The 9,841-nt window shown below is 63.2% G+C and carries 12 protein-coding genes; 9 read left to right on the top strand and 3 right to left on the bottom strand.

Annotation, left to right across the window (positions count from 1 at the left end):
• From AYR66_RS29395 to AYR66_RS07005, 9 genes are all read left to right on the top strand, one after another.
• On the top strand, nt 1-1,588 hold a 1,588-nt coding region (locus tag AYR66_RS29395), incomplete at its 5' end, for an acyl-CoA dehydrogenase family protein (RefSeq protein ID WP_088709658.1).
• Nucleotides 1,589-1,614: 26 nt separating this feature from the next.
• Nucleotides 1,615-2,400: an SDR family oxidoreductase gene (locus AYR66_RS06970; RefSeq protein ID WP_088706908.1), complete on the top strand. Its 786-nt coding sequence runs from the start codon at nt 1,615-1,617 to the stop codon at nt 2,398-2,400.
• The gene (locus AYR66_RS06975) at nt 2,400-2,846 is read left to right on the top strand and encodes a PaaI family thioesterase (protein WP_088706909.1); all 447 of its coding nucleotides are present in this window, start codon (nt 2,400-2,402) and stop codon (nt 2,844-2,846) included. The genes AYR66_RS06970 and AYR66_RS06975 overlap by 1 nt, the downstream gene beginning before the upstream one ends.
• 19 nt (nt 2,847-2,865) lie before the next feature.
• Complete coding sequence (locus AYR66_RS06980) at nt 2,866-3,861, top strand: NADP-dependent oxidoreductase (RefSeq protein ID WP_088706910.1); 996 nt, start codon at nt 2,866-2,868, stop codon at nt 3,859-3,861.
• Between the two features lie 37 nt (nt 3,862-3,898).
• Complete coding sequence (locus AYR66_RS06985; RefSeq protein ID WP_088706911.1) at nt 3,899-4,831, top strand: glutathione S-transferase family protein; 933 nt, start codon at nt 3,899-3,901, stop codon at nt 4,829-4,831.
• A gap of 13 nt (nt 4,832-4,844) precedes the next feature.
• Nucleotides 4,845-5,750, top strand: a complete 906-nt coding sequence (locus AYR66_RS06990; RefSeq protein ID WP_088706912.1) for an SDR family oxidoreductase — start codon at nt 4,845-4,847, stop codon at nt 5,748-5,750.
• Between the two features lie 4 nt (nt 5,751-5,754).
• Complete coding sequence (locus AYR66_RS06995) at nt 5,755-6,651, top strand: alpha/beta fold hydrolase (protein ID WP_088706913.1); 897 nt, start codon at nt 5,755-5,757, stop codon at nt 6,649-6,651.
• A 30-nt stretch (nt 6,652-6,681) separates the two neighbouring features.
• A complete protein-coding gene (locus AYR66_RS07000) occupies nt 6,682-7,149 on the top strand; it encodes an acyl-CoA thioesterase (protein ID WP_234814839.1) in 468 nt (155 codons plus the stop codon).
• Entirely contained in the window at nt 7,146-7,571 is a 426-nt protein-coding gene (locus AYR66_RS07005) for a GNAT family N-acetyltransferase (RefSeq protein ID WP_234814844.1), read from the top strand. The genes AYR66_RS07000 and AYR66_RS07005 overlap by 4 nt, the downstream gene beginning before the upstream one ends.
• Here the strand turns inward: AYR66_RS07005 and AYR66_RS07010 are convergent.
• From AYR66_RS07010 to ygfZ, 3 genes are read right to left on the bottom strand one after another with little or no spacing between them, the layout of a single operon-like run.
• Nucleotides 7,564-8,289, bottom strand: coding sequence for an NRDE family protein (locus AYR66_RS07010; protein WP_088706914.1), 726 nt, complete (start codon nt 8,287-8,289; stop codon nt 7,564-7,566). The genes AYR66_RS07005 and AYR66_RS07010 overlap by 8 nt on opposite strands.
• Nucleotides 8,280-8,561: a DUF4936 family protein gene (locus AYR66_RS07015; RefSeq protein ID WP_088706915.1), complete on the bottom strand. Its 282-nt coding sequence runs from the start codon at nt 8,559-8,561 to the stop codon at nt 8,280-8,282. The genes AYR66_RS07010 and AYR66_RS07015 overlap by 10 nt, the downstream gene beginning before the upstream one ends.
• 18 nt (nt 8,562-8,579) lie before the next feature.
• Nucleotides 8,580-9,629, bottom strand: coding sequence for a CAF17-like 4Fe-4S cluster assembly/insertion protein YgfZ (ygfZ, locus tag AYR66_RS07020; protein ID WP_170942089.1), 1,050 nt, complete (start codon nt 9,627-9,629; stop codon nt 8,580-8,582).
• Nucleotides 9,630-9,841 lie beyond the last annotated feature (212 nt).

Below are 9,841 nucleotides of genomic sequence, written 5' to 3' on the forward strand. Positions count from 1 at the left end.
GGAAGTGAAAACCGCGATCAAAGCCTTCTGCGACGCCGGCCTGATGGCGGCGGGCCAGGATTACGACTTTGGCGGCATGCAGCTGCCCGTCCTGATCGAGAAGGCGGGACTCGCCTATTTCAAGGGCGCCAACGTCGGCACCTCGTCGTATCCTTTCCTGACCATCGGCAATGCCAATACGCTGCTCAAGTGCGGCACGCCGGAGCAAATCGAAACCTTCGTGCGGCCGATGATGGAAGGCCGTTTCTTCGGCACCATGTGCCTGTCCGAGCCGCAGGCCGGTTCCTCGCTGTCGGACATCGTCACCCGCGCCGAACCGCAGCCGGACGGTACCTACCGGCTCAAGGGCAACAAGATGTGGATTTCCGCCGGCGAGCACGAGCTGTCGGAAAACATCGTGCACCTCGTGCTGGCCAAGGTGCCGGACGAGAACGGCAAGCTGATCCCGGGCGTGAAGGGCATTTCCCTGTTCATCGTGCCGAAGAAGCTGGTGAACCCGGACGGTTCCCTCGGCGAGCGCAATGACGTCGTGCTGGCCGGCCTGAACCACAAGATGGGCTATCGCGGCACCACCAACTGCCTGCTGAATTTCGGCGAGGGCAAGTTCAAGCCGGGCGGGCAGGCCGGTGCGATAGGCTACCTCGTCGGCGAAAAGCACAAGGGCCTCGCCAACATGTTCCACATGATGAACGAGGCGCGCATCGGCGTCGGTCTCGGCGCGGTGATGCTTGGCTATACCGGCTACCTGCACGCACTGGAATACGCCCGCGAGCGTCCGCAAGGCCGCCATCCGATGAACAAGGATGCCGCGCAGCCGCAGATCCCGATCGTGCAGCACACCGACGTCAAGCGCATGCTGCTCGCGCAGAAATCGTACGTGGAGGGCGGCCTCGCGCTGAACCTGTACTGCGCGCGCCTGGTCGACGATGAGCGTACCGCGGAATCGGAAGAAGCTCGCCGCAACGCCTCGCTGCTGCTCGACATCCTGACCCCGATCGCCAAGTCCTGGCCGTCGCAGTGGTGCCTGGAAGCGAACAGCCTCGCGATCCAGGTGCATGGCGGCTACGGCTACACCCGCGAATACAATGTCGAACAGTTCTACCGCGACAACCGCCTCAATCCCATCCATGAGGGCACGCACGGCATCCAGGGCCTGGACCTGCTGGGCCGCAAGGTGTCGATGCACGGGGGCGCGGCATTCAAGCTGCTCGGCGCGGAAGTGCAGAAGACGATTGCGAAGGCGATGGAAGTGAAGGAGTTGGCCGGCTTCGCGCGGGCGCTCGGCGCGGCACTGCAGCGTATCGAAAAGGTGACGCAGGCGCTGTATGCGGCGGGCGACATGAACAAGACGCTTGCAAACGCATCAGCCTACCTGGAAGCCTTCGGCCATTCGGTCGTTGCCTGGGGCTGGCTCGAGCAGGCCTTGCTCAGCGTGGGCAAGACCGGCCATGATGCCGATTTCTATCGCGGCAAACTGCAGGCGTGCACCTATTTCTTCAAGTGGGAACTGCCGAAGGTCCATCCGCAGCTCGACCTGCTGGAAAGCATCGACACCACGACGCTGGACATGCAGGACGCCTGGTTCTGACATACAAACGATATAGAGGAGATGACATGCGTACGATCAAGGAATTGTTTGACCTCAAGGGCAAGACGGCGCTGGTGACCGGCGGCTCACGCGGCCTCGGGCTGCAGATTGCCGAAGCGCTGGGCGAAGCCGGCGCAAAACTGGTACTTTCGTCGCGCAAGCAGGCCGACCTCGACGAAGCCGTTGCGCACTTGAAGTCGCGCGGCATTGAGGCAAGCGCCATCGCCGCCGACGTATCGCAGGAGTCGGCCATCGAACCGCTGGTTGCGGAGGCCATGAAGCGGCTCGGCCAGATCGACATCCTCATCAACAATGCGGGTGCCACCTGGGGCGCGCCTGCGGAAGAGTATCCGCTGGAAGCCTGGGACAAGGTGATGAACCTGAACGTGCGCAGCATCTTCCTGCTCTCGCAGGCAGTGGGCAAGGCTTCGATGATTCCGCGCAAGTACGGCCGCATCATCAACATCGCGTCGATCGCCGGTCTTTCGGGCAATGGTCCGAACAGCATGAAGACGGTCGCCTACAACACGTCCAAGGCTGCGGTGATCAACTTCACCCGCACGCTGGCCGGGGAGTGGGGCCGGTACGGCATTACCGTCAACGCGCTGGCACCGGGCTTCTTTCCGTCCAAGATGACCAAGGGCGTGCTGGAGAATCTTGGTGAGGACAACCTTGCCAAGCGTGCGCCGCTGCAGCGCATCGGTGACGATGAGGACCTGAAGGGGGCCGCGTTGCTGTTTGCAACGGACGCATCCAAGCACATTACCGGCCAGGTCCTGGCAGTGGACGGCGGCGTTTCGGCAGTGCACTAATGAGTACGATCAAGCCGCAAACCGAGGGCCAGCCTTTTCCGGCCGAGATCCCGTTCCTGAACGATCTCGGCGTCGAATTCCTGGGTATGGGCAATGGCGAGGCGCAAGTTGCGCTGAACCTTGAACATCGTCACATGAACAGCTGGATGGTGACCCATGGCGGGATCACGATGACGTTGCTCGATGTGGTGATGTCCATGGCCGGGCGTTCACTGGACCCAGACGCCCGCGGCGGCGTGACCATCGAAATGAAAACCAGCTTCCTGCAGCCTGCCGGCCATGCCGGCGGGCGGATTATCGCCAAGGGCAAGGCTTTCCATCGTTCCACCACCATGTGCTTCTGCGAGGGCGAGGTCTGGAACGGCGACAAGCTGGTAGCCAAGGCGATGGGCACCTTCAAGTACCTGAAGCGCCTCGACATCGCGAAGAAGCTGGAACACGAATAAAGACTGACAAGGAGACAGCATGACAACATACAAGCGCATGGTCCTGGCCTCGCGCCCGCAAGGCCACGTCGTTCCCGAAAACTTTCGCCTGGAAGAAGTCCCGGTTCCCGACCTGAAGGATGGCGAACTCCTGGTCCGCAACCATTACCTGTCGCTCGACCCGTACATGCGCATGCGCATGGAAGACGTGAAGAGCTATGCTGCGCCGCAAGCGATTGGCGAGACCATGATCGGCGGCACCGTCGGCGAAGTGGTCGCATCTAAGAATCCGAAGTTCGCGGTGGGCGACAAGGTGCAAGGCATGTTCGGCTGGTCGGAGATGGGTGTGTCCGATGGCTCGCTGCTGCGCAGGCTGGACACCACGCACATCCCGCTGTCCGCCTACCTCGGCTCGGTCGGCATGCCCGGCATGACCGCCTGGTACGGCCTGACCCAGATCATCCAGCCCAAGGAGGGCGAGACCATCGTCGTCTCCGCCGCCAGCGGCGCGGTCGGCAGCGTGGTCGGCCAACTGGCGAAACTGCGCGGCTGCCGCGCGGTCGGCATCGCGGGCGGCAAGGAAAAATGCGATTACGTGGTCAATGAGCTGGGTTTCGACGCCTGCATCGATTACAAGGCAGGCAACCTGAAGGAAGAACTGGCGAAGGCGACGCCGAACGGCATCGACGGGGTGTTCGAGAACGTCGGCGGTGAAATCTTCGACGCCTGCCTGGAGCGCATGAATCCCTTCGGCCGCATCGCGTTGTGCGGCATGATCGCGGGCTACGACGGCGATCCCTCTCCGATCCGCAATGCACGCTTCTTCCTGACCATGCGCCTGTCGATGCGCGGCTTCATCGTCTCCGAGCACATGGACCTGTGGCCGCAGGGATTGAAAGAACTCGGCACGCTGGTCGCCACCGGCAAGCTGAAGTTCCGCGAATCGGTCGCACAAGGGCTGGAAGCGGCGCCCGAGGCCTTCATTGGCATGCTCAAGGGCCGCAATTTCGGCAAGCAGCTGGTCAAGCTGATTTGATCGCGTCCGGTCGAACCCTATCACTCGCGGAGCTGCCGTGCCGGACATCATTTTCCATCACTATCAAAACTCGCCGTTTTCCGAAAAGATCCGCCTGATCTTCGGCTTCAAGAAGCTGGCGTGGAAATCGGTATTCATCCCCCCGGTCATGCCGAAGCCGAACCTGACGGCGCTGACCGGCGGCTATCGAAGGACGCCGGTGCTTCAGATTGGCGCCGATATTTACTGCGACACTGCCCTGATCGCGGATGTACTTGAACGCGTCGCGCCGTCTCCCTCACTGTATCCGAAGGAGATCGAAGGCCTGTCGCGCACACTGGCGCAATGGGCGGACGCGACACTGTTCTGGACCGTTATCGCCTATGTCTTCCAACCGGTGGCCATGCCTTACCTGCTGGGGCCGCTGACGCCGGAGCAGATGAAGGCGTTCGGCGCGGACCGGGCGGCGATGCGCGGCAACGCGCCGCGCATGGCCGTCGGTGAAGCGACCGGCAACCTGAAGGATTACCTGGGCCGGCTCGATAACATGCTCGACGGCGGCAAGCCTTACCTGCTGGGCGCTAAGGCAAGCATCGCGGATTTCTCCGTGTACCACTGCATCTGGTTCCTGCAACTGGCGCAGCCGCTTGCAGGCATCCTCGATGCAGCGCCGAACGTGAAGGCGTGGGCGGCGCGCATGGCCGCATTCGGCCACGGCGAACCGGGCAAGCTGGGAGCGGACGCGGCACTCGACGTGGCGCGTGAAGGCAGGCTGGAAGCAGGTGACATTGAATTCATTGACACGCACGGCGTGGCGCGCGGCGAGCGGGTCACGATCACCGCGACCGATTACGCGCTCGATCCGGTGGAGGGCGAACTTGTCCTGTCCACCAGCAGGGAATGGGCGGTGAAACGCACGGATCCCATTGCAGGGGAAGTGATCGTGCATTTCCCGCGCGTCGGATTCCAACTCAAGAAAATCGAACCATAACAGGAGAGCAGACATGAAAGATTTCCACGGCAAGGTCGCCGTCATCACCGGCGGCGCCAGCGGTTTCGGCCGCGAGTTCGCAATCATCGGCGCACGCCTCGGCATGAAACTGGTCCTGGCCGACGTGCAGCAGGACGCGCTGGACAAGACCAAGGCAGAACTCGAGGCGCAAGGCGCGCAGGTCCTGGCCATGCGCTGCGACGTGCGCAAGGCGGAAGAGGTTCAGGCACTGGCCGATGCCACGATGGCGAAATTCGGCGCGGTCCATCTCGTGTTCAACAACGCCGGCGTCGGCTCGGGCGGCTTGGTCTGGGAAAACTCGATCGCCGACTGGGAATGGGTCCTCGGCGTCAACCTGTGGGGCGTGATCCACGGCGTGCGCACCTTCACGCCGCTGATGCTGGAGTGCGCGAAGAAGGATCCGGGCTACCAGGGGCACATCGTCAACACCGCTTCCATGGCGGGCATGCTGAATGCGCCGAACATGGGCGTGTACAACGTGTCCAAGCATGCCGTCGTGTCGCTGTCCGAAACCCTGTACCACGACCTGCAGCTCATCAAGGCCCCGATCGGCGCGTCGGTGCTGTGCCCGTATTTCGTGCCGACCGGCATCCACCAGTCGGAGCGTAACCGTCCGGACGATGTGAAGGGCGACGACAATCTCACGCTCAGCCAGCAGGCCCAGCGTGCGGTGTCCGAAAAGGCGGTCACCTCCGGCAAGGTCACGGCGGCGGAAGTGGCGGAGCGAACCTTCAATGCGATCCGCGACAGCGCGTTCTACATCTACTCGCACCCGCAGGCGCTGGGCAATGTGCAGACCCGCATGGAGGACATCGTCCTGCAGCGCAACCCGACCGACCCGTTTGCGGCGGCGCCCCAGGTGCGCCAGATGCTGCAGGCCAAGATGGGCGTCCAGTAATCGCATGGGCGCGCCTATCCAGGACGGCCAGTATGCCGCGCTGCCGAATGGCATCCGCCTGCATTACGCCAGTGCAGGCGAAAAGGGGCGGCCGCTGGTCCTTTTCGTGCATGGCTTCCCCGAGTTCTGGTACGAATGGGAAGCGCAGCTGGCGGAGTTCGGTGGCGACTTTTTCGCGGTCGCGCCGGACCTGCGCGGCTTCAACCTGTCGGACATGCCATCCGACCTGGCGCAGTACAAGGCGAAACATATCGTCGAGGACCTGCGGCTGCTGGCGGCACACCTTGGCTATGAGCGTTTCGTGATGGTTGCGCATGACTGGGGCGGGGCGATTGCGTGGAATTTTGCGATCGCATTGCCGCAGTTGCTGCACAAGCTCATCATCGTCAATTCGCCGCATCCCTACCTGTTCGCACAGGCGCTGGCGAACGATCCCGAGCAGCAGGCCGCGAGCGAGTACATGAACTGGCTGCGGGCGGAGGGCTCGGAAAGCGCGCTGGCGAAGGATGAGTTCAAGCTGCTGGAAGGGCTGCTCAATGGCATGGGGCGCTCGCCGACGCCGTGGTTTACGCCGGAGGTGAGAGCGCGGTACCACGAGTGCTGGGCGCGCGGACTGACTGGCGGCGTGAATTACTATCGCGCTTCGCCGCTGCATCCGCCGACGAAGGACCACGCCGGGCCGAACAGGCTGCAGCTCGATCCATCTGATTTCATCGTCCGCATCCCGACACGTGTAATCTGGGGCGAGCAGGACATTGCCTTGCCGAAGTCCCTCATCAATGGCCTGGATGGCTTGATCGGCGACCTGAAGATCGAGCGCATTCCGGAAGGCACGCATTGGGTGATCCACGAGCAGCCGGAACGCGTCAATCGCCTGATCCGCGGCTTCCTTTCCGAATGAGCGATGAACGATCCGCGAGGATCGTTCATAATGTCCGGCTCACTTTCCAACCATCCCACCATGGCACGCGAAGACTTTTCCTTTTTCCATTCCCTGCGGGTGCGCTGGGCCGAGGTCGACATGCAGGGCATCGTGTTCAACGGCCATTACCTGACCTATTTTGATGTCGCCTTCACTGAATACTGGCGTGAAACCGGTTTGCCAAGCGTGCTGCAGCAGGCGGCCGACGGCAAGGAAATGTTTGCCCGCAAAGCGACCATCGAGTACCAGGCGCCGGCGCGTTTCGACGATGTGCTGGAGATCGGCGTGCGCTGTGCCGGGTTCGGCCGGACGTCGGTCCGCTTCGTGGTCGAGATTCATCGCGGTGAGGAGCACCTGATCAGCGGTGAGCTGGTCTATGTGTATGCCGCCACCAGTATCCGCAAGGGCGTGCCTTGGCCGGATGCGTGGCGCGAGACCATTACCCGCTTCGAAAAGCTTGCACCGGAGGCGCTGTGAGCATTCGTGTAACACTGGGCGATTGGGCTACGCAACGCGAGGGCGCGCAGGCGGTGCGCTACGACGTCTTCGTGCTCGAACAGAAAGTGCCCCTCGAGATGGAGTGGGACGAGATGGATGCGCAGTGCGTGCATGCGCTGGCCCTCGATTCGGAAGGCAGCGTCATCGGCACCGGCCGTCTGCTCCCGGACGGTCACATCGGGCGCATGGCAGTGAGGCCGCAGGTGCGCGGGCAAGGCATCGGCGCACTCATGCTTGAAGCGCTGGTGGAAGCAGCGCGCAAACGCGGCGACCGTGAGGTCATGCTGAACGCCCAGACGCAGGCGGAAGCCTTCTACGAACGCTATGGATTCCGCCGCGAGGGCGAGGTGTTCATGGAAGCGGGCATTCCCCACATCCACATGCGGCGCGAACTTACCTGAGCACACGCTCCTGCAAGATCGGCGTGCCGTTGCCCGGCAGCCGCACCACCGTCGACGAACGCGTGCCGTATTCGGGCGATTCGATGCAGACCGCGGACAGGATGCGTTCCCATTCCTGTCCGATCCCCGTATCCGGCAGGCGGCAATCCGGCGCGCGTGCCGTATCCGACAGCATTTCGAAGTAGGCGTCCTCCGGCGCACCCTGGCACAACAGGCTCGAAAACTGCGCCTTGGTGCGGACCACCTTGGGCCAGGGCGTGTCGAGCGAGCCGTTGGACAGGCCGTAGACGCCGGGCGCCAGCGGCTTGCCGTTGCGTGCATCGTCAGGCGATCCGTTCGAATACCAGACCAGTTCCTCGCGGTTCCCGACCAGCAGGTTGAAGCCGTTGTACTGCTTCGCGCGCGGCGCGAGGTCTTCCACGAACTGCATCGGCGAGGCGATTCCGGCCAGGTAGCCGGCGACGAGTTCGCCGCGCGAGGGAGCATCGCTCCTCCGATCGGACGGTTCGCGGATGTTGGTGATGGCGGCGAAGCGGCCTTCGCGCGTCACGCCCATCCAGGTGCCGCCGCCGCGCAGGTCGCGGCCGGCATAGATATGCGCCTGGTCGCTCCACCAGCCTGCGGGCGTCGTGGGACGTTCGTAGAATTCATCGCGGTTGCCGGCGGCGAGCAGTGGAATGCCGGGAACAAGCTTCCACGCAAAAACGATCAGGCACATGCTGGGATATCCACAAAGTGTTCGGTGTGGCGCGGCCCCTCGATCAGGCCGGCGAGGCCGTCCTTGGCCACGGCGTCTTGCAGGATGGCTTCGAAACCTTCCGGAACCGCCAGGTAGACTTCCATCCAGGTTTGCAGGCCGTCCTTTTCCTCGGGACGGCGCTTCAGCGCCACGGCAACGCCGTTGGCGATGCGCTGCTGCATCGCGGTGACGCGTGCGTGCAGTGCAGGGGCGTTGTCGCCGCGAACGCGGTAGTAGATGTACAAGTCCATGCGGATCCTGGTGAGCGCTCAGGCCGGCAGCGGGTAGGGCAGTTGTGCAAACCGGAGGATGCTGCCGGTCGCCGAGCCGAGGCGAATCGTGCCTTCTTCGATGGCAGTCATCTTCGTTTCCACCAGGCAGTCGGTGCCGCCTTCCGGATTGTGTTCGGCGTTCACGACCATGCCGCACGGCTGGTCCGGGTCGCCGCTCCAGTAAACCTCGGTGCCCGGCGCGACGCCGTCCACATCGATCGATGCCAGCAGCATGCGGCGCTTGAGCTTGCCGAGGTACTGGCTGCGCGCGACGATTTCCTGGCCGGGGTAGCAGCCTTTCTTGAAATTGACGCCGCCGATCAGCTCGAAATTGACCATTTGCGGGACGAATTGCTCCTGCGTGGGCAGCGTCACCTGCGGCACGCCGGCGTGGATGTCGGTCAGGCGCCACAGGGACGTCGCGGCCGGCGAGAGCGTCTTGATCAGTTCCGGCCATGCGCTTTCCGCGACTGCGGGCGGCGCGCTCCACTGGAAGCGCGGATGGCCGAAGGCATCCGGCAGACGGATAAGACTGCCTGCATCGGAATCGGCTTTCGCGTATGGCGATGCCGGCGGTTGCGGGAACCATTTTGCCAGCGCTGCGGTGGCGCCTTCGCCGCCGAGGCCGAGCAGCGCCCAGTCGCCGCTCACGTCATTGAGCTTCGCCTTCGAACGCAGGATGAACATCTGCAGGCGCTTCTGCACCGCCGGCTGGATCTGCTTCGGCAACTGCAGCATGATCGCGCCGTCGCGCTGCCACATGAGGAAGGTGGCGAGCAGGCGGCCCTTGGGCGAACAGTAGCCGGCAAGGCGTGCTTCCTGCGCGCCGAGGTGTTCGACATCGTTGGTCAGCTGGTTGTGCAGGAAGACGGGGGCGTCGTCGCCGGTCGCGGCGATCAGGCCGGTGTCCGTGAGCGGGGCGACAAAGCCGCGCTGCAGGCCGCCCTGCGGCAGCGTTTCGCCGAATGCCTCGACGCGTCCCGCATCATCGAAACGCGCGCCGTGCCGTTCCAGGAATTGCAACCATGTGTTCGTCGTTTCAGTCATACATTCCAGCCAATAGAGGATTAGCCATTATCATCATGGCTTGATTATAGTGACGTCTTCAAAATGCCGTTCGACGCTGCCTCGCGCCGTCCGGCCTCCACAGCAAAGGCCTGGTTTTGTTCAAAAAGTTTCTGATTGTCATCATCGCCCTGTCGCTGGCGGTTCCCGCCATGCTCACGTACTGGGCACATCGTCCCATCCTTGCCGCAGGC

This window comes from Noviherbaspirillum denitrificans, from assembly GCF_002211445.1.
Classification (GTDB): domain Bacteria; phylum Pseudomonadota; class Gammaproteobacteria; order Burkholderiales; family Burkholderiaceae_D; genus Noviherbaspirillum; species Noviherbaspirillum denitrificans.

Excerpts from the sequence above, each read along its gene's own strand:
- AYR66_RS06975 (WP_088706909.1), top strand. The coding sequence starts at position 2,400 with ATGAGTACGATCAAGCCGCAAACCGAGGGCCAGCCTTTTCCGGCCGAG.
- AYR66_RS06980 (WP_088706910.1), top strand. The coding sequence starts at position 2,866 with ATGACAACATACAAGCGCATGGTCCTGGCCTCGCGCCCGCAAGGCCAC.
- AYR66_RS07000 (WP_234814839.1), top strand. The coding sequence starts at position 6,682 with ATGTCCGGCTCACTTTCCAACCATCCCACCATGGCACGCGAAGACTTT.
- ygfZ (WP_170942089.1), bottom strand. The coding sequence starts at position 9,629 with ATGACTGAAACGACGAACACATGGTTGCAATTCCTGGAACGGCACGGC.
- AYR66_RS07010 (WP_088706914.1), bottom strand. The coding sequence starts at position 8,289 with ATGTGCCTGATCGTTTTTGCGTGGAAGCTTGTTCCCGGCATTCCACTG.
- AYR66_RS06995 (WP_088706913.1), top strand. The coding sequence starts at position 5,755 with ATGGGCGCGCCTATCCAGGACGGCCAGTATGCCGCGCTGCCGAATGGC.
- AYR66_RS07015 (WP_088706915.1), bottom strand. The coding sequence starts at position 8,561 with ATGGACTTGTACATCTACTACCGCGTTCGCGGCGACAACGCCCCTGCA.
- AYR66_RS06970 (WP_088706908.1), top strand. The coding sequence starts at position 1,615 with ATGCGTACGATCAAGGAATTGTTTGACCTCAAGGGCAAGACGGCGCTG.
- AYR66_RS06990 (WP_088706912.1), top strand. The coding sequence starts at position 4,845 with ATGAAAGATTTCCACGGCAAGGTCGCCGTCATCACCGGCGGCGCCAGC.